This window comes from Bradyrhizobium sp. HKCCYLS2038, from assembly GCF_051167655.1.
Taxonomy (GTDB): Bacteria; Pseudomonadota; Alphaproteobacteria; order Rhizobiales; family Xanthobacteraceae; genus Bradyrhizobium.
The window spans coordinates 828,983-846,665 of record NZ_JBNPTM010000002.1; the positions used below are offsets into that span (position 1 = coordinate 828,983).

General features: G+C 66.5%; 17 protein-coding genes. 4 read left to right on the top strand and 13 right to left on the bottom strand.

Annotated elements, in window-relative coordinates:
* Window positions 1-255: 255 nt before the first annotated feature.
* The 3 genes from ACQR1I_RS12995 to ACQR1I_RS13005 all read right to left on the bottom strand — a co-directional run bounded on the left by ACQR1I_RS12995 (window position 256) and on the right by ACQR1I_RS13005 (window position 4,844).
* Window positions 256-1,911 (bottom strand): fumarate hydratase, encoded by a 1,656-nt coding sequence (locus ACQR1I_RS12995; RefSeq protein WP_434864982.1) that lies wholly within the window; start codon window positions 1,909-1,911, stop codon window positions 256-258.
* 160 nt (window positions 1,912-2,071) lie between these two features.
* Window positions 2,072-4,318: a DNA/RNA non-specific endonuclease gene (locus ACQR1I_RS13000; protein ID WP_434864983.1), complete on the bottom strand. Its 2,247-nt coding sequence runs from the start codon at window positions 4,316-4,318 to the stop codon at window positions 2,072-2,074.
* Window positions 4,319-4,517: 199 nt separating this feature from the next.
* On the bottom strand, window positions 4,518-4,844 hold the full coding sequence (locus tag ACQR1I_RS13005) for a hypothetical protein (protein WP_434864984.1): 327 nt from the start codon (window positions 4,842-4,844) through the stop codon (window positions 4,518-4,520).
* A 67-nt stretch (window positions 4,845-4,911) separates the two neighbouring features.
* On the opposite strand from ACQR1I_RS13005, the gene ACQR1I_RS13010 reads away from it, so the two are divergent.
* On the top strand, window positions 4,912-5,388 hold the full coding sequence (locus ACQR1I_RS13010; RefSeq protein ID WP_434864985.1) for a hypothetical protein: 477 nt from the start codon (window positions 4,912-4,914) through the stop codon (window positions 5,386-5,388).
* A 143-nt stretch (window positions 5,389-5,531) separates the two neighbouring features.
* Complete coding sequence (locus ACQR1I_RS13015; RefSeq protein WP_434864986.1) at window positions 5,532-5,756, top strand: hypothetical protein; 225 nt, start codon at window positions 5,532-5,534, stop codon at window positions 5,754-5,756.
* A 456-nt stretch (window positions 5,757-6,212) separates the two neighbouring features.
* Here the strand turns inward: ACQR1I_RS13015 and ACQR1I_RS13020 are convergent, their stop codons facing one another.
* The 10 genes from ACQR1I_RS13020 to flgB all read right to left on the bottom strand — a co-directional run bounded on the left by ACQR1I_RS13020 (window position 6,213) and on the right by flgB (window position 15,385).
* Window positions 6,213-6,917, bottom strand: coding sequence for a glutathione S-transferase (locus ACQR1I_RS13020; protein ID WP_434864987.1), 705 nt, complete (start codon window positions 6,915-6,917; stop codon window positions 6,213-6,215).
* 58 nt (window positions 6,918-6,975) lie between these two features.
* Complete coding sequence (locus tag ACQR1I_RS13025) at window positions 6,976-7,662, bottom strand: lectin (protein WP_434864988.1); 687 nt, start codon at window positions 7,660-7,662, stop codon at window positions 6,976-6,978.
* A gap of 179 nt (window positions 7,663-7,841) precedes the next feature.
* Window positions 7,842-8,804: a Tim44 domain-containing protein gene (locus ACQR1I_RS13030; protein ID WP_434864989.1), complete on the bottom strand. Its 963-nt coding sequence runs from the start codon at window positions 8,802-8,804 to the stop codon at window positions 7,842-7,844.
* A 155-nt stretch (window positions 8,805-8,959) separates the two neighbouring features.
* Window positions 8,960-11,527, bottom strand: coding sequence for a cell cycle histidine kinase CckA (gene cckA, locus ACQR1I_RS13035; protein ID WP_434864990.1), 2,568 nt, complete (start codon window positions 11,525-11,527; stop codon window positions 8,960-8,962).
* 155 nt (window positions 11,528-11,682) lie between these two features.
* A complete protein-coding gene (gene flhB, locus ACQR1I_RS13040; protein WP_434864991.1) occupies window positions 11,683-12,762 on the bottom strand; it encodes a flagellar biosynthesis protein FlhB in 1,080 nt (359 codons plus the stop codon).
* Window positions 12,763-12,776: 14 nt separating this feature from the next.
* Window positions 12,777-13,544: a flagellar biosynthetic protein FliR gene (gene fliR / locus ACQR1I_RS13045; protein ID WP_434864992.1), complete on the bottom strand. Its 768-nt coding sequence runs from the start codon at window positions 13,542-13,544 to the stop codon at window positions 12,777-12,779.
* Window positions 13,545-13,747: 203 nt separating this feature from the next.
* Complete coding sequence (gene fliQ, locus ACQR1I_RS13050) at window positions 13,748-14,011, bottom strand: flagellar biosynthesis protein FliQ (protein WP_008965881.1); 264 nt, start codon at window positions 14,009-14,011, stop codon at window positions 13,748-13,750.
* Between the two features lie 140 nt (window positions 14,012-14,151).
* On the bottom strand, window positions 14,152-14,508 hold the full coding sequence (fliE, locus tag ACQR1I_RS13055) for a flagellar hook-basal body complex protein FliE (RefSeq protein ID WP_434864993.1): 357 nt from the start codon (window positions 14,506-14,508) through the stop codon (window positions 14,152-14,154).
* Window positions 14,509-14,524: 16 nt separating this feature from the next.
* Window positions 14,525-14,950 carry a flagellar basal body rod protein FlgC gene (gene flgC / locus ACQR1I_RS13060; protein WP_434864994.1) on the bottom strand — a complete coding sequence of 142 codons (426 nt, stop codon included), beginning with the start codon at window positions 14,948-14,950 and terminating at the stop codon, window positions 14,525-14,527.
* A 27-nt stretch (window positions 14,951-14,977) separates the two neighbouring features.
* The gene (gene flgB / locus ACQR1I_RS13065) at window positions 14,978-15,385 is read right to left on the bottom strand and encodes a flagellar basal body rod protein FlgB (protein WP_434864995.1); all 408 of its coding nucleotides are present in this window, start codon (window positions 15,383-15,385) and stop codon (window positions 14,978-14,980) included.
* Window positions 15,386-15,739: 354 nt separating this feature from the next.
* Between flgB and ACQR1I_RS13070 the strand changes: the two genes are divergently transcribed.
* Both ACQR1I_RS13070 and fliP read left to right on the top strand, forming a co-directional pair.
* Window positions 15,740-16,822 (top strand): flagellar biosynthetic protein FliO, encoded by a 1,083-nt coding sequence (locus ACQR1I_RS13070; RefSeq protein WP_434864996.1) that lies wholly within the window; start codon window positions 15,740-15,742, stop codon window positions 16,820-16,822.
* The gene (gene fliP, locus ACQR1I_RS13075) at window positions 16,819-17,574 is read left to right on the top strand and encodes a flagellar type III secretion system pore protein FliP (RefSeq protein ID WP_434864997.1); all 756 of its coding nucleotides are present in this window, start codon (window positions 16,819-16,821) and stop codon (window positions 17,572-17,574) included. The genes ACQR1I_RS13070 and fliP overlap by 4 nt, the downstream gene beginning before the upstream one ends.
* The last annotated feature ends 109 nt before the right edge of the window (window positions 17,575-17,683 follow it).

The window sequence follows — 17,683 nt, forward strand, 5'->3', positions numbered from 1 at the left end:
GAACGCATCATCGAGAGAGGCGGATGATATCGCGCGTCCTTCTTTGCGCATCGATGGAGCGGGACTCGTGGACCCCCACCCCCGACCCCTCCCCGCAAGAGGGGGAGGGGAGCGCACCGTCATCGGCGCACGTTCACGAGTCCAATACCAAGCTGAGCTGCCGAATGCGCCAATTCCTTCATCCCGCCCTCCTCCATACGCCAACGGCCGGGATCGCTCCCGGCCGCTCGCAACAAACACAGCTCCCGCCGCGCCTCAGCCGAGGTTCAGCTCCTTGAAGAAGTCGTTGCCCTTGTCGTCGATGATGATGAAGGCCGGGAAGTCGACGACCTCGATGCGCCAGATCGCTTCCATGCCGAGCTCGGGATATTCGAGCACCTCGACCTTCTTGATGCAGTGCTCGGCAAGATTCGCGGCGGCACCGCCGACCGAGCCGAGGTAGAAGCCGCCGTGCTTCTTGCAGGCTTCGCGCACGGCCGGCGCGCGGTTGCCCTTGGCGACCATGACCATCGAACCGCCGGCAGCCTGGAACTGGTCGACGAACGAATCCATGCGGCCCGCGGTGGTCGGACCGAACGCGCCGGAGGCGTACCCGTCCGGCGTTTTCGCCGGACCGGCGTAGTAGACCGGGTGGTTCTTGAAGTAGTCCGGCAGCGGCTCGCCGCGATCGAGGCGCTCGCGCAGCTTGGCATGGGCGGCATCGCGCGCGACGATCATGGTGCCGGTCAGCGACAGCCGGGTCTTGATCGGATTCTTCGACAGCGTGGCGAGGATGTCCTTCATCGGCTGGTTGAGATCGATCTTGACGACCTCGCCGCCGAGCGCCTGCTCGACCTCCGGCAGATACTGCGCCGGATGATGCTCGAGCTCCTCGAGATAGACGCCGTCCTTGGTGATCTTGCCGAGCACCTGGCGGTCGGCCGAGCAGGACACGCCGAGACCGATCGGCAGGCTCGCGCCATGGCGCGGCATGCGGATGACGCGGACGTCGTGGCAGAAATACTTGCCGCCGAACTGGGCCCCTACGCCCAGGCTCTGCGTCATCTTGTGGATTTCCTGCTCCATCTCGGTGTCGCGGAAGGCGTTGCCGTCAGCGGAGCCCTGCGTCGGCAGCGCATCGAGATAGCGCGCGGACGCCAGCTTCACCGTCTTCATGCACAGCTCGGCCGAGGTGCCGCCGATGACGATGGCGAGGTGATAAGGCGGGCACGCCGCGGTGCCGAGCGTCAGGATCTTCTCCTTCAGAAACGCCAGCAGCCGGTCCTTGGTCAGCACCGACGGCGTCGCCTGGAACAGGAAGCTCTTGTTGGCCGAGCCGCCGCCCTTGGCCATGAACATGAACTTGTAGGCGTCCTCGCCTTCCGCGTAGATCTCGGTCTGCGCCGGCATGTTGTTGGCGGTGTTCTTCTCCTCGTACATCGAGAGCGGCGCGACCTGCGAGTAGCGCAGGTTACGGCGCAGATAGGCATCGCGTGCGCCTTCGGACAGCGCGGCCTCGTCGTCACCGTCGGTGATGACGTTGCAGCCCTTCTTGCCCATGATGATCGCGGTACCGGTATCCTGGCACATCGGCAGCACGCCGCCGGCCGAGATGTTAGCGTTCTTCAGGAAGTCGAGCGCGACGAACTTGTCGTTCGGGCTGGCCTCCGGATCCTCCAGGATGCCGCGCAGCTGCTTCAGATGGCCCGGGCGCAGGAAGTGGTTGATCTCGCCGAACGCGGCTTCCGACAGGATGCGCAGCGCCTCGCGCGACACCACCAGCATGTCGCGGCCCAGCACCTTCTCGACCCGCACGCCCTCGGCCGTGACCTTCTTGTAGGGCGTGGTGTCGGGTCCCAGCGGAAACAGCGGCGTGTGCTTGTAGGGCGGGACGGGCTTGGACTGGTCGGGAAAGGCGGTGGGCGCGTTCATGGCGAGCTCGTGGGGTTCTCGAAATGGCCGCCGAAAGCGGTCTTGACAGGTCTGATATCGACCATCTTGCAGGGCTGCAACATATGTATGGGCATGGCGGCACCGGGGCCGCGCCATGCCTACTTTCGTCTGAATTGCGGGGCGTCCGGCCCTGCCCTGATCAGATCACGATATCGGCCAGGCTGCCGATCGACACGACGGCACCGCGGGCGCTTTCCATCAGGCTCTCCTGGCGGGCGTCGCCCATGCGGTCGTAGCTCTTGATGATACCGAAATCGAGCTGGGTGCGCGCGGCGAGATCGGCAATGCGCACCTGGAACGGCCGGTACGGCCCGACGACGAACTCCTCGGCGGGCAGATTGCGGATCAGGCTCTCCTGGCTCAGCACGAAGGCGACCGCGCCGGGCCGGCCGTCGGCGCGCGTGAACACGATCAGCTTCCAGAACTCGCGCGGCAGCAGGATGCCGCGATAGGGTTGGTCGGTGGTGCGGAACACCGGGCCGTTGAAGATCGACAGCCGCGGCGTATCCTTCTTGGCCTGCGCCGTCACATACATTTCGAGGTTGCCCCACAGCATCACGCCGTTGTGGCTGGCGAGGCTGCTCTGGTTGAACACCGAATGCTGCGGCGAGCAGTTGGTCAGATGGAAGGTGTCGTTGTTGGCGGCGTTGGCCTCGTCCTCGTCGTCGCCCCAGGCGGCGTCCTGGCGCCGCGTCAGATGGCCGAAGTCGAGCGGGTTGTCGGCATAGAGCTCGGGTCCGGCCTGCGCCTCTTTCGGGATGCGGCTGTCATAGTACCACTTGTCCTTTCCGTCGCGTTTGACCTGGAATTTCGCGACGGTGTCGAGATTGACGGCGGAGACGAAGGCGAGCTTGCGCTGCGCGTTCATGATGACGCTGTAGTGGAAATAGGTCAGCTCGATGCCGCCATCGGCGAGCTTGGCCACCGCGGCTGCGGCCGCCGGCGTCAGCTTCGGCAGCGGCGCGTCGAAGCCGAGGAATTTGGGGTCGAAGCCCGGGCGCGGCGTCGAGAACGGCTCGGGCTTGGCCTGCTCCAGCAGACCGGCCGCCGCTGCATTGGGCTGCGCCGCCGCGATCGCCGGCGCGGCGACACCGGCGCTCACCATGGCGCCAAGGCTGAGCGTGATGTTCAGCGGCACCGAGATCGAGACCACGCCGGCCTGCGAGACCGCTGCGGCCGACGGCGCTGGATTGTCGGGCAGGCTCGGCGGAGACGGCGGCACGGGTGGCGTCACGACGGTCGTCTCCGTCTTTGGCGGCTGAACGCTCGGAGGCTGGGTCTGACCCGCGCTGATGTTGACGAACTCGTCCTTGAGATCCTTGCCGCGCGCGACCATCGCGCTGGCGATAAACTTCACCAGGCGCGAGGTGCGGATGCCTTCGTTGGCGACCCATGCGACGCGGGTCTGGTCGCCGTCGGGCGGCACCACCTTGTCGTTGGCATCGAGCGCCTCGCCGCGCCGGTTGGTCTTGGGCACGCCGGAATGATGCAGAGCGATCACCTCCCACTGGTCGTTGAAGACCGGCGAGCCCGATGAGCCCGGCTCGGTATCGGCCTCGTAGTAGGCGTATTGATCGACCGCGGAGCCGTTCTCCGGCAGGTCGATCAGCTTGTTGTCGCGCACCACCACCTGCTTCAGCCCGCCACTCGGATGCTGCACGATGTTGACGGGCTGGCCGGTGATGATCTTGCCCTCGGATCCGATCAGCGGGCAGAAGCCGAAATGCGCGAGCGGGGTGCCGTTCGTCGAGGTCGCGGCCATCGCGACCAGTGCGAAATCGAGGCCCTGGTCGGTCAGGAAGAACGCGTCCGGCGCGAACGCGAAGGTCTCGACGGCGAGCGTCTGGTCGCCGCCGAGCTGATAGTTGAACTCGGCGCGGCTGCGCCGGGCCGCATCCGCATCGGCGAACACGTGATGATTGGTGATCAGCAGCCGCGGCGTGACCAGGAAGCCGGTACCGAACGCGTCGCCGTCCGGAAAAGTCGTGACGATCCGGCACACCGCCCGGCTGGCGCGCGCGCCGCGGTCGAAGAACTGCACCGCAAGGAAATCGCGCGTATTGCCGATGACGCGTTCCACGAAGCGGTCGTTGATGTCGCTGGCCGTGACCTGGCCGGGCGACGGCAGGCCCTGCAGCGCCGGCGCCTCGCGCCGCAGCGTCTCCTGGGCGCTCGCCGCATCCGGAGCGGCGGTCGAACTGGCGAGCTCGCTCAGGAGCCGGTTGACGTGATTGACCAGCCGCTCCTTGGATTCGACCTTGGTGTATTCGCCCTTGCTCGCAGCACTCATGCGCTTGCGGCGCGATTGCGTGCGCGACTTGAACCGCCTGGCCGCGTCGGCGGCGATCTCGGGACTGTAGTGAAGCTTGACGGGAGGAGCGGCCATGTCGCTGACCTCGCTGAATGAAATCTATGGATGCAATGAATGACGAGAATACGTCGTAGTAGAGCACAATGAGCGCTGATGTGACAAGACGGATGCGGTCGGCGAGACTCTGTGGCTCGCCGCGGTCAGGATTGCCGGTCTCTCGCGCGAAGGACCAAGGCAAGCATTGTGATTGAAGGTCCCGCAGCGACTGCCGCGCTCACCACGACGCTCGGCCGAGCAGACGATCAATCCTTGCTTTGGCTTCATCGAGTGTCAGGTACTCAGCGCTAGAGTCGCGCCTGCGCCGCTCGACTTCCTGCACCTGCTCGTCCGTTAGATGGAAGCCGGCCTGATCCTGCGCTTCCATGAGCGTCAGGATCTCCGCAGCATCGTCCTGCCGGTCGCTCGACCAGGTCAGGACAAGATCGAGGATGTCTTTCACCTGCCGCTTGTTCATGATGAAGAAATAGCACGCCGCATCGAGAACGACCACTGCGGCGCAGGAACCCGAGCTTCGTTGCCACATCGGCAGATGCCAAGCCACCCACAGCCACCAATCGCGCTTGCATGCTCCGCGCGCGCACGCTTCAATAGTGCCGGGGGTATTTGGAATGAACTCTTTTGACTGCTCGTTTGGCCGCGCGGCCTTTGCGATTGTCCTCGCGCTGGGCACGGTGCTGGCGGCGCAGCCGGCGCGCGCCGATCGCTGCGACGACCTCGCCAAGGAATTGAAGAACGGCATCGAGGGCGTCAGGATCGGCCAGACCGCCGCCGGGACGGTGTATCTCGCCCATCCCAAGGCGCGCGAGATCACCTTGGGATGCTCCTCCAAGAACTTCAGCAACCAGCTGTTCGGCAAGTCCGACCGCAAGCCGACGCCGGCCTTCATCGACCTGATGGCGAGCGCCGCAGCGATCGTGTTCACCCTGCCGAAGGACGACATGCAGCGCGGCGTCACACGCTGTTACCGCCGGCTCGGGATTTTCCGCGGCGACGACGTGCCCAGCCGCTACCGCCGGCTCGACATGCGCTGTGCCAGGACCAAAACCGAGTCGTCGATCACCATCAGCCGCAGCAAGGACCAGTGACGCGGCATTTCTGCACCGGAATCAGCCACCCGTTCACTATTCGGCCTGCCACCGGCAGTTGCAGACAATTCGACCGATCCGGTTGACGACTCTTTCGTCTGACATGGCCACGCTGCTGGCAACACCAAGCGAGGAGCTGGACCATGTCCGTTTCGAGCGTTTCGTCGTCATCACCGCCGCCCTCACCGCCGCCGATCTCGACCGAGACGAACAAGCCGCAGACACAGCAGACGCAGAGCCAGGATCAGACGCAGCAGAGCCAGTCGTTCAAGCAGGACAAGACCGGCGACGAGGCCGCGGCCGAGAAGCAGGCGTCACGTCCGCCGCTTCCGCCCGGCCAGGGCACCCGCGTCGACATCATTGCCTGATCCTCCCACCTCAGGCCAACTTCGTATGGCGGCGGCGCTAGAGGCGTCTGCCGCCATACGTGTAGGCGAAGCTTAGAGCAGCGCCGCTGGCGTGCGGCTGGGGAGTGCGAGGGCTTTCTCAGTGCGCCTCGCCCAGCTTGCGGCAGGGCTATCGCATATGACGATCGCAGTGGTGTGCTCGTCTTCCTCCACGTCGTCATGGCCGGCCTTGTCCCGGCCATCCACGCCGTTCAGCGCGCTGAGAACCACGTGGATGCCCGGGACAAGCCCGGGCATGACGGAATAACTGACTGCTACCACCCGTGTAGCTGCCGCTCACCCCAACCCTCTCAGCGCGAGCCAAGCTCGCTGCGGCCCCGTAAGAACGGGGAGAGGGAGCGCACCGCCGCAAGAGGCAAGAGCGCAACTCCGAAGTATCAGCTCATGAACTCGCTTGCTCCTCACCCAGAGGTCTTCTCACGCATCCAGCGCCTTGTAATGCCGGAAGATGCCGTCCTCGTTGAAGGGGATGCGGCGTTCGCTGGCGAGGTAGGCTGAGATGTTCGGCCTTGATGCGACGCGGTCGTGCAGTGCGACGAGACCGGGGATGTTGCGCTCGAACGCCGTCATCCGGTTGGGAAACGCGTAGCGCAGGCCGGCGATGATCTGGAACAGCGACAGGTCGACGTAAGTGAGCCGGCGTCCCGTGACGTAGGCGCCCCCGCTGCGAGCGATCAGGCCTTCGAAGTAGCCCAGGAATTTCGGCACCCGCTCGTTCCAGAACTCGGCGGTGCGCTTTTTCGCCGGCGCGCGCTGGTCTTCGTAGTACAGGGTCGGCCCGAGCGGGTGATGGGTGTCGTGGATCTCGACGACGAAGTCGGTGATCGTCAGCTGCAGCTGATGCAGCCAGAGCCGCCCGGCTTCGGCCTTTGGCGCGAGGCCGTGACGGTTGCCGAGAAACAGCAGGATGTTGGCGGTCTGGCCGATGATGCGGCGGCCTGCTTTCAGGAACGGCGGCGCGAAGGGCGGCGTGCTGCTGTCGGCCTGCAGCATCGCGGTCATCGCCGCGATCCCCTCCTCGCGCGCGACATCGCGATAGGCCGCCCCCGCCTCCTCCAGCGCGAGTCGGACATATTCGCCGCGGCCCTGGATCATCGGCCAGTAGTACAGCTCGTAGCGCATGGGCGATCCTCGATGTGATGCGCCCACACGCTGATGCGACGAAGACGGACGCGGGCTATCAGTTCGCCGCGAAGCAGTATAGCAGCCCGTCGCCGCCGGTGCTCTTCAGATCGGCCTGGGAACAGCCGCCGTCGGGACCGCGCGAGGGATGCGACATGTTCCACGATTTCGACGGCTCGTCGTCGCGCAGGCCGATGCGATCGGAATGGCCGACCATGGCCGCGCCCTGCGTCGCGCTGGTCCAGTTGCGGCAGGTGCGGTCCTCGCCGGCGGCGAAGGCGGTTCCATCGGCCTGCGAGCCGGTCAGCACGTCGTGGCGGTTCGGCGTATCGCCGCGGCCGTTGATCACCTCGCCCTTCTCGCTCAGCGCGGTCTGCTTGGAGAGATTGTTGGACCCGCTGTGCAGGTCCGCCACGTCCTTTGCGACGACGACGCCCTTGGCGTTCTGCCACGGACCCTTGCCGATGCGGTCGCGGGCATTGACGGCCGGCTGTCCGTCGGCGGCCTGCGTCGAGAGATAGGCCCGCCAGGTCTTGGCGCCCGCGCCGGCGCCCTGCGCCAGCGTCTGGCAGTGCTTGTCGGCGCCGGCGAGGCCGCCGAGATTGCCGCCGTTGCCCGGACCGTTGCTGGTCAGGAAGAAGCTCATGTCGGCGCTGTCGGCCGCGGCCGGTGCGATCAGGCCGGGAGTGGCGGCGACGGCGGCGAGCAGCGCGCTCGTGGTCAGGATGGTACGGATCGGTGTCATGCGGTGTCCTCCCTTGTGGACGTGATGCCGGCGCATCGCTTGGCGCGATGTCGTTTGGGCGCGATGTCGTTCGAGCTTATGGAACCCGTTCGGCGCGGGATTATTCCGCACGGTTCAGGACAAAGCAAAGGCGCCGCGGAGGATTCCGCGGCGCCTGATGATCGTCGTGCCGTTCGGCTTCAGCTGACCTGCTGGATCGCCGACAGCTGCCACTCGGCGCCGGGGTGGCGCAGGAAGGTCCAGATCTCGGTGACCTCCTGCGGCTGGTCGGAGCCTTCGACCACGCGGCCGGAGCTGCGCTCGATGGTCTTGTCGGCGAGCGCGAACCGCATCGCCACCGTGGCGTAGTCGGCGCCGTTCTCGCGCCAGGCTTCGGCGAGGTCGCCCTGCAAAAGCTTCACGGCCGAGACCTTGTTGACCACGCCGCGGGCCTGGTTCTGCTCGAGATCGCGCTCGAAATACGAGGCCATCTCAGGCGTGGACAGGAGCCGCAGGCTGCCGACGTCCTCGTTCGACCAGGCCTGCTGGATGTCGCCGAGCAGGCGCTCGAAGGCCTCATAGTCGGCCGGCTGGATCTGCAGCGGCGGCGTGTTGCTGCCGCCGCCGAAACCCGCGAAGCCGCCGCCGAGGCCGCCAAGGCCGGAACGGAAGCTCTGCTGGCCATCGCTCGGGCCGGTGGCATAGGCCGGCTGATTGCGGCGCTGCCACCAGGCCATCGCGAAGCGGACCACGACCACCACCAGCAGGACCTGGAGAATCAGGCCGATGATCGAGGCGAAGCCGCCGAGACCGGAGAACAGGCCACCGCCGAACAGCATGCCGAACAGGCCCGCACCAAGGAAGCCGGCGGCAAGGCCGCCGAGCAGGCCACCGGCGCGGCCGCCGAACAGGCCGCCCCGCGCGGGCGCCGCCGTGTTGAAGCCGCCGGGCTGGCCAGGCTGGGTGATGGTGCGGTTGAACTGCGACGCCGAACCCGGCGCGGTCGTGGTCGAAGGCGGCGCGGAGAACGTGCGTGTGCCGCGGGAGCCCGAGCTGGAGCCGCCGCCGATCCGGGCGTCGGCCGCCGAGACGGCGAGCACCGTCGGCAGCGCCAAGGAAAGGGCCACGGCCATCGCCTTGAGGAGGCCGCTTTTGCGCTGCATGAAACTCATCTCTGTTTCCCATATCTCCCCGGAATGGGGATGCCCGTAAGATGGGCACATTCCCGAAAAAGGGAAGGCGGCAGGAGGCCGCGCGGCTGCGGCGCTGGGTCGCGGCTTGAACACGCTCGGCCTCATTGCCAGGGTGCCCCGGTAACCTATTGCGGCGCCATGGTTTCCTTCACCGCCGCGACCAGCTGGCTGAGCGTGAAGGGTTTCGGCAGGAAGGCGAACTGCTGGTTCTCCGGCAGGCTCTTCTCGAACGCATCCTCCGCGTAGCCCGACACGAAGATGATCTTGATGTCCGGGTTCTTCTCCCGCATCACCTTCAGCAGCGTCGGGCCGTCCATCTCCGGCATCACGACGTCGGAGACGACGAGGTCGAGCACGCCATTGCACTCCTCAAGCGCCTCCATCGCCTCGATGCCGTTGGAGGCCTCGATGACGCTGTAGCCGCGTGAGCGCAGGCCGCGTGCGTTCAGCGCCCTCAAGCCCTCCTCGTCCTCGACCAGAAGGATCGTCCCCTGCCCGGTCAGGTCGGCGCGCGGCTTCTGTGCCTCGGCGGCGGGCGCTTCCTTGGCGGCGCCGTTGGTCGCCTGCGGCTCGGGCTGCGCCTCCGGCACGACGATGTGGCGCGGAAGGAAGATCTGGAACGAGGTGCCCTTGCCGAGCTCGCTATCGACATAGATGAAGCCGCCGGTCTGCTTGATGATGCCGTAGACGGTCGACAGCCCGAGGCCGGTGCCCTTGCCGACCTCCTTGGTCGAGAAGAACGGCTCGAAGATCTTCTCGCGGATTTCGGCCGGAATGCCGGTGCCGGTGTCGCTGATCTCGATCCGGACGTAGTCGGCGACCGGCATGCCCTTGTAGGCGCCCTGCGCGACCTCCTCCGCCGAGACGTTGGCGGTGCGCACCGACAGCTTGCCGCCGTCGGGCATCGCATCGCGGGCGTTGACCGCGAGGTTCACGATCACCTGCTCGAATTGTGAGACGTCGACCTTGACCGGCCACAAATCGCGGCCATGGGCGAGATCGAGCTTGACCTTCTCGCCGATCAGCCGGCGCAGCAGCATCGTGAGATCCGACAGCGCGTCGCCGAGATCCAGCACCTGCGGCCGCAGGGTCTGGCGGCGCGAGAACGCGAGGAGCTGCCGCACCAGGGTCGCGGCGCGCGTCGCGTTCTGCTTGATCTGCATGATGTCCTGGAACGACGGGTCGGTCGGCTTGTGCGCGTTCAGCAGGAAGTCGTTGGCCATCATGATGGCCGAGAGCACGTTGTTGAAGTCGTGGGCGATGCCGCCGGCGAGCTGGCCGACCATCTCCATCTTCTGCGACTGGTTGATCTGGTTCTCCAGCGCCCGCCGCTCGGTGGTCTCGAGCAGATAGACGATCGCGGCTTCGGTCTCGCGCTCGTCCTCGTCGACGGCGGTGACGAAGAACTGGCCGAAGCGATCCTTGGCGCCCTCCAGCATCACCTCGACCGGCGGGATGTCCGCCTGCCCTTCCGAGGCCTGGTTGATCGCGGCGATCAGGAGATGCCGGTCGCGCTGGCTGACGGTGCGGAAGATCGATTTCGCTGCAGCTACGTCGCCGCTGACGCTCTGCGCCAGCTTGGCGTAGCGCGCGTTGGCACGCACGACGGCGCCGCCACGGTCGACGGTGGCGATCGCCATCGGCGTGTGGTCAAAGAAGCGCATGAAGCGCACCTCGGCGGCGCGCTCCGGATCGGCGCGCTCGTCGCGGGCGCGGCTGATCACCAGGGTGCGCGAGGCGCCGGGCTTGCCGTCAGCGCCGAAGGCGAGCTTGTGATAGAGCCGCGCCGGCATGGTCTTGCCGCCGCGCATCTTCAGATCGATGTCGAACACCTCGGTGCGGACCTCGCCGGGCACCGCGACGATCGAGGTGAGCAGCGACGCCCCGTCACCGGAGACCACGTCGGCGAGCTTCAGCCCACCGGAACCGATCTCGGCGAGATCATAGTCGAGCCAGCTGGCGAGCGTCGCGTTGACATAGACCAGGCTGCCTTCGGGATTGACCGAGAAGAAGCCGCAGGGCGCGTGGTCGAGATATTCGATCGCGTGCTGCAGCTCCTGGAACACGTCCTCCTGGCGCTCGCGATCCCGGGTGATGTCGGCGATCGACCACACCGCGTAGCGCGCATGGCGCTTGGTCTGGCCGAGCGGACGCACGCGCATGCGCAGCCAGCGGCCCTGGCCGCCTTCGGAGGCGGTGATGCGCACCTCCTCCTGCTGCCGCTTGCCCTCGCGCGCCGCCTTGAGCAGGCGGAACACGGCTTCGGACACATCGGGATTGCCGATGAAGACGCGCTCGACGGGGCGCGCCTCCTGCGCGCTCGCGGCTCCGGTCATGCTGAGATAGGCGGCGTTGGCGTAGACCACATGGCCGCGCGGATCGGTCACCGCGAGCCCGTCGAAGGCGTGGTCGGCGATCGCGCCCATCACCGGATCATCGGTCGCCTTGTCGGCGAAGCGGACGATGCCGGCGGCAAAGGCGAACAGATTGAACAGGCCGACGGTGGCGAGCAGCGACAACAGGCCGAGAATGTAAGGCTGCGCCTGCGCGCGCCCGATCGTCATCAGCGCGATCGCCACGGCGACGAGGCCGAACGCGACCAGCAGGATGAGCAGAATGCTGCCGCTGCGGCGCGACCGCTCCGGCAGGTTCACCTGGTCCGGTGACACTTCGTTGTCTGGTTCGGAGCTCATGGCGTGGGGACGCGACCTGTCGGCTGGGAGCCCCAGCCCGTTCGCGCGGCTCCCGCTACCACCTGCCTGAATCGACGGGTCGAGCGCAAGCCCGTCAAGCCGATATTCCATGGTTTATCCGTATTTTGCGGCCGGATCCCGGACCGTTTCGGTTGTCATCGCGGGCGCCCCGAAAGGTTGCGCCGCAGCCCCATCACGTAGCCGATGATCTCCGCGACCGCGTGATAATGTTCCACCGGGATCTCCTCGTCGATCTCGACGGTTGCATAGAGCGCGCGCGCCAGCGGCACGTTCTCGACGATCGGAATGTCGTGCGCCTTGGCGATCTCGCGGATCTTGAAGGCGATGTTGTCGACGCCCTTGGCGACGCAGACCGGCGCCGACATGCCGCGCTCGTAGGACAGCGCCACCGAGTAGTGGGTCGGGTTGGTGATGATCACGGAGGCCTTGGGAACCGCGGCCATCATGCGCTTCTTCATGCGCTGCTGGCGGAGCTGCCGGATGCGGCCCTTGATGTGCGGATCGCCTTCCGACTGCTTGAACTCCTCCTTGATCTCCTGCAGCGACATCTTCTGCCGCTCGTACCATTGCCGGTACTGGAACAGGTAGTCGCCGATCGCCACCAAGGCGAGCAGCGCGACCACCGAGCCCATCAGGTGCTTGGTCAGCGACATCGTCACGCCGAGCAGCTCGGCGACGTCCATGTGCAACAGCGATTCCAGGCGCAACCGCTCCGGCCACAGGATCATGACCATCACGGTGCCGAGCAGCACGAGCTTGAAGATGCCCTTGGCGAAGTTGACCGCCGCCTGCTTGCCGAACAGCCGCTTGGCGCCGGACATCGGCGAGATCTTGCTGAAGCTCGGCTTCAGCGGCTCGCCTGACCACACCAGGCGGTGCTGCATCATGTTGCCGGCGATCGCCGCCAGCATCACCATCAGGATCGGGACGCCGATCGCCGCGATCACGGCGAACGAGAGACTGCGCGCGAGCGCCAGGAGGCCCGCGCCGTCAGTGTGGATCATCCAGGAATTGGCGATCAGATTGCGCAGCGGCACCAGCACGGCGGTGCCGATCGAGCCGGAGAAGGTCGACATCACCAGCGTCGCGGCGGCGATCACGAACCAGGTGTTGAGCTCCTGGCTCTTGACGACGTCGCCGCGCTCGAGCGCCTGGTCAAGGCGTTTTTGCGTCGGGTCTTCTGTTTTGTCCTCGCTATCGCCCTCGTCGGCCATCGGTCAGGCTCCCCTCACCGCGGCGTCATCTCGTGAAGGACGCCTTCGAAATAGCCGAGAAACGTGCCCATCATCGCGGCCAGCACCAGCGCGAAGATCAGGAAGCCGATCAGGATCGAGAGCGGCGCGCCGACGAAATAGACCTGCATCTGCGGCATCAGCCGCGCCAGCACGCCGAGCCCGATGTTGAAGACCAGGCCGAACACCAGGAACGGCGCCGACAATTGCAGGCCGATCTTGAAGGCGGCGGCAAACGCCTTGGTCGCCAGCGAGGCGACGTCGCCGCTCGGAACGAGCTCGCCCGGCGCGAAGATCTTGTAGCTGTCGCTCAGGGCAGCGATCACCAGATGATGGCTGTCGGTCGAGAACAGCAGCGTCACGCCGAGCATGGTGAGGAAGTTGCCGATCAGCACCCCCTGCTGCCCCTGCGTCGGATCGACCGCCGTGACGAATCCCAGTCCCATCTGCTGCGCGATCACCGAGCCCGCGACCTGCAGCGCCGACAGCGTCACCCTCGCGGTCGCGCCGAGCACGATCCCGATGATGATCTCGTGCACCATCATCACCACCAGCGGCGACAGCGCCTGCAGATCGACCTGATAGGCCTGACGGTTGAGCGGCAGCACGATCATCGTCAGCAGCAGCGCGGTGGCGAGCTTGATGCGGACGGGAATGTTGACCTCGCCGAGTCCCGGCAGCAGCATCACCATCGCAGCGACGCGCGCGAAGGCCAGCATGAACACCGCCGCCAGCGTCGGAAGAAACGAGATGTCGATGCGCATCGTCGGCGGCCCCGGCCCCGCCGGCCGCAAGCTGCTGCGGCACGCCGGTCTGCGAAGAAATGGCCTCGAGCGAACAGGCCTGCAGAGCGCTGCGCCGAAACGTCGTCGGCGCTCGATCGAAAGCAGCGGTGCCCCCCGGACCGCCCCTTACGATCGACCGCCGCACCCCGATTCGGGATCGCTCTGTCGCCCGGAACATTGCCTCATCCGCCGATGATTCGCGACGAGATCCGCATCATGTGGGAATGCAGCGCGTCGGCCATGAACGGCAGCGCCAGCAGCAGCGTCACGAAGATCGCGATGATCTTCGGCACGAACACCAGCGTCTGCTCCTGGATCTGCGTCAGCGCCTGGAACAGCGACACGACCACACCGACCACGAGCCCGACCACCATCAGCGGCGAGGACACCAGCACGATCGTCCAGATCGCATCGCGCGCCACGTCGAGCGTTTCAGCTCCGGTCATGTCCTGTCGCCCCTCATTATCGGTCGGCTCCTGATCGGGCCGCCTTGCCTTGCACACGACGCCGGAATACCCGGCCCCGCAGATCCCGTGACGTGACGCGCGCTCCCCACGCGTCACGTCCGATGCGATCGAGCGCGAGCTCAGATCGTCATCTTCATCACGTCTTCGTAGGCCTGGATGACGCGGTCGCGCACCGAGACCAGCGTCGACACCGCGACGTCGGTTTCGGCGACCGCGGTCACAACGTCCATCACGTTCGCCTTGCCCGAGGCCATCGCGACCGCCTGGCTGTCGGACTTGCGCCCGGTCTCCATCACGCTGCCGATCGCATCCTTCAGCACCGAGCTGAACGACGGACCACCCTTGTCGGCACCGGCACCATTGCCCAGCACGTCGCGCACGCGGGCAAGACCACCGAAGGCGCTGCCCGAACCACTGGTATCGAGCACGCGGGCGGAATTCGCATAGGCATTCGCTGCGGAAATTGGGGAGGCCATGACTTTCGTTCCTGTCCTAGGTCTTCAGAATGTCGAGTGTGCGTTGAATCATGCGGCGCGTGGCGCCGATGATGTTCAAATTCGCCTCGTAGGACCGCTGTGCATCACGCATGTCGGTCATCTCGATGAGCGGATTGACGTTGGGGTACTTGACATTGCCGGACGCGTCCGCGGCCGGATTACTGGGGTCGTATTTGACGCGGAACGAAGATTGATCGGGCACCACCCTGCCCAGGGTGACGACCTTCGCGTCGAGCGCCCGGTCGAGCGCCGTCGTGAAGGTCGGGACCTTGCGCCGGTACGGATCGCCGCCGGCCTTGGCGGCGGTCGAATCGGCGTTGGCGACGTTTTCCGAAATGACGCGCATCCGCCCGGCCTGCGCACGCAGGCCCGACGTCGCGATGCTCATCGAGCGAAGGAAGTCGCTGGAGTCATTTGCCATGCTAGTCGATCTCCATCCTCATCGGGCCTAGCCCTTGCCGATCGCCGTCTTCAACAGATGCAGGCTCTTGCCGTACAGCGAGGTCGCGGCGGCATAGTCCATCTGGTTGGCGGAGACCTTGAGCATTTCCTCTTCGAGGCTGACCGCGTTGCCGGCCGGCCGCGTCTGAAATCCCACCTTGCGATTCTGATCGAAGCTTGCGCCATCGCCCGCGCCCGGCGCGATATGCGCGGCGCTGGTGCGCGCCAGCGGCAGCGGCGCGGAGCCGCCGACGGCCTGGCCGGTCGGCGTGAACTTCGGTTCGACCAGATCCCTCGGCTTGAACTTCGGCGTATCCGAGTTGGACACGTTCTCGGCCAGGACGCGCTGCCGCTCCTGGTGCCATTGCATCTTGGTGCGCAACGCCGACAGCACGGGGAGATCGTTGATGGACATGGCGTTGCTCGGTTGTGCCCGACTGCCGGACGGTTGTGGTAGGTAGAAATTGCCGTCCATATGGTTAATGAACGGTTAAGAAACCGTGCGCCGCACCCCGGGACTATCCCGGGGTTTTGACGATTTCTTAGGAATTTGGCCGGCTTCGAGCGGAGCCATGCATCAAATCGGGACGGCTGACCTCGCCAAGAAGTCGTTTTGGCCCGGCCGATTCATGGGCTATTAAGACGTCGAGCGGCATTTCCTGCCGTTATGCGTTAACAGGTGGTTCCGGTTCTGAAGCTCCGTTCGCGCCGGCGATGCGTTGGACAGACGAGAGACTTCGAGAGGACGCGGTATTTGCCGGGGACAGAGATGCAGGCGCTGACGGCGTTTTTTACATTTGTAGCGGTGCTGGCGCTGATGGCCCTTGCCGCTTGGCTCGTTCGTCGATTCGCTGGGAATCGGCTCGGAACCAATCCGAATCGCGGCCGGATGCCCCGCCTCGCCGTGATCGATGCCGCCGCCGTGGACGGCCGCCGCCGGCTGGTGCTGGTGCGCCGTGACAACATGGAGCATCTTCTGATGATCGGTGGCCCGACCGACATCGTGGTCGAGTCGAACATCGTCCGCGCCGTCCCGGCGCGCGAGCAGTTGCCGCAGCGCCCCGGCATCACCGCCGAGCCACCGGCTTCGCGCCTCGCGCCGCAGTCCGAGACGACGGGCTGGGACACCGAGCCGAAGAGCGAGCCGGTCGAACTGCCCGAGCCGCAGGTCCCGGAGCTGCCGCAGCGCCCGGCGCGGCCGTCGTTCATCGATGAGGTCCGCCGTGGCGCCGCCGCCGAGCGCCGCGAGCCGCCGCCGCAGTTTCCGCCTGAGCCGCCGCCGCTCGCCCGCCGTGGCGAGGGGCGCCAGGACCCGCGCGTTGAGCCGCGTGCCGAGCAGCGCAGCGAGGCCCGTCCGGACGACACGCGCGGCGAGCCCCGCCCCGAGCGCCTGCCGCGCGGCGAGCCCGCCCGTGAGCCGATGATGCCGCGCCAGCTTCGGCCGGCCGAGCCGCAGCGCCAGGCCGAGGCCGCACGGAGCAGCCAGGGACCGAAGATGCCGCCCGTGCGCCGGCCCGAGCGCCCTGCTCCCGAACGCCCTGCCCCCGAGCGCGTCGAACGCGCCGAGCCGGTGGCGGTGCCGCCGCCACCGCCAGTCGCCGAGATGGCTCCGCCACCGCCGCCGGTGCAGCAGAGCGCCGAGGCCAATCTGGCCGAGATGGCGCAGCGTCTCGAGGCGGCGCTGCGGCGTCCCTCGGCCGAGCCGCCGGTGATCCCTGCTGCGGAGGCAACGCCATTGCGCCAGGCGGTACGCAACGAGCCGGCGCCGCCCCCGCAGCCGGTCAAGACCAGCTTCGAGAATCTGGAAGACGAGATGGCCTCGCTGCTGGGCCGTCCGAAGTCCTCTCAGTGAGAGCCGGTTGCGTCCCGCGTAGAGTCGTTTTCACTGCTGTCCTGATTGCCGCCGGTGCACTGGCGGGGAGTGCGGCTGCACAGGACATCAGCATCAATCTCGGCGGCGCCGGCGGTGGTGGCGTCACCGAGCGCGCGGTCCAGCTGATCGCCTTGCTCACGGTGCTGTCGATCGCGCCGTCGATCCTGATCATGATGACGTCGTTCACGCGCATCGTGGTGGTGCTGTCGCTGCTGCGCACCGCCATGGGCACGGCGACGGCGCCGCCGAACTCGGTGATCATCGCGCTGGCGATGTTCCTGACCGCGTTCGTGATGGGCCCGGTGCTGCAGAAGTCCTATGACGACGGCGTGCGGCCGCTCATCGAGAACCAGATCGGCGTCGAGGACGCGCTGCAGCGCGCCTCGGTGCCGCTGCGCGGCTTCATGCAGAAGAACGTCCGCGAAAAGGACCTCAAGCTGTTCATGGACCTGTCCGGCGAGGCGCCGCCGGCGACACCCGACGAGCTGTCGCTGCGCATCCTGGTGCCGGCCTTCATGATCTCCGAGCTCAAGCGCGCCTTCGAGATCGGCTTCCTGCTGTTCCTGCCGTTCCTGATCATCGACCTCGTCGTCGCCTCGGTGCTGATGTCGATGGGCATGATGATGTTGCCGCCCGTCGTCGTCTCGCTGCCGTTCAAGCTGATCTTCTTCGTCCTGGTCGACGGCTGGTCGCTGGTGGCCGGCAGCCTGGTGCAGAGCTACGGCGGGTAGGAAGAACCATGAGGCCACGATTGGGGCCTCGCCCTTCGAGACGCCCCTGCGGCGGGCTCCTCAGGGGTGAGGAGAAGTAGCTCGCTCTGGTCGGCTTGGTCATTGGATC

Bases quoted from the DNA above. Each gene is read 5' to 3' on its own strand.
- ACQR1I_RS12995 (WP_434864982.1), bottom strand. From the start codon at position 1,911: ATGAACGCGCCCACCGCCTTTCCCGACCAGTCCAAGCCCGTCCCGCCC.
- ACQR1I_RS13000 (WP_434864983.1), bottom strand. From the start codon at position 4,318: ATGGCCGCTCCTCCCGTCAAGCTTCACTACAGTCCCGAGATCGCCGCC.
- ACQR1I_RS13010 (WP_434864985.1), top strand. From the start codon at position 4,912: ATGAACTCTTTTGACTGCTCGTTTGGCCGCGCGGCCTTTGCGATTGTC.
- ACQR1I_RS13015 (WP_434864986.1), top strand. From the start codon at position 5,532: ATGTCCGTTTCGAGCGTTTCGTCGTCATCACCGCCGCCCTCACCGCCG.
- ACQR1I_RS13020 (WP_434864987.1), bottom strand. From the start codon at position 6,917: ATGCGCTACGAGCTGTACTACTGGCCGATGATCCAGGGCCGCGGCGAA.
- ACQR1I_RS13025 (WP_434864988.1), bottom strand. From the start codon at position 7,662: ATGACACCGATCCGTACCATCCTGACCACGAGCGCGCTGCTCGCCGCC.
- ACQR1I_RS13030 (WP_434864989.1), bottom strand. From the start codon at position 8,804: ATGCAGCGCAAAAGCGGCCTCCTCAAGGCGATGGCCGTGGCCCTTTCC.
- cckA (WP_434864990.1), bottom strand. From the start codon at position 11,527: ATGAGCTCCGAACCAGACAACGAAGTGTCACCGGACCAGGTGAACCTG.
- flhB (WP_434864991.1), bottom strand. From the start codon at position 12,762: ATGGCCGACGAGGGCGATAGCGAGGACAAAACAGAAGACCCGACGCAA.
- fliR (WP_434864992.1), bottom strand. From the start codon at position 13,544: ATGCGCATCGACATCTCGTTTCTTCCGACGCTGGCGGCGGTGTTCATG.
- fliQ (WP_008965881.1), bottom strand. From the start codon at position 14,011: ATGACCGGAGCTGAAACGCTCGACGTGGCGCGCGATGCGATCTGGACG.
- fliE (WP_434864993.1), bottom strand. From the start codon at position 14,508: ATGGCCTCCCCAATTTCCGCAGCGAATGCCTATGCGAATTCCGCCCGC.
- flgC (WP_434864994.1), bottom strand. From the start codon at position 14,950: ATGGCAAATGACTCCAGCGACTTCCTTCGCTCGATGAGCATCGCGACG.
- flgB (WP_434864995.1), bottom strand. From the start codon at position 15,385: ATGTCCATCAACGATCTCCCCGTGCTGTCGGCGTTGCGCACCAAGATG.
- ACQR1I_RS13070 (WP_434864996.1), top strand. From the start codon at position 15,740: ATGCAGGCGCTGACGGCGTTTTTTACATTTGTAGCGGTGCTGGCGCTG.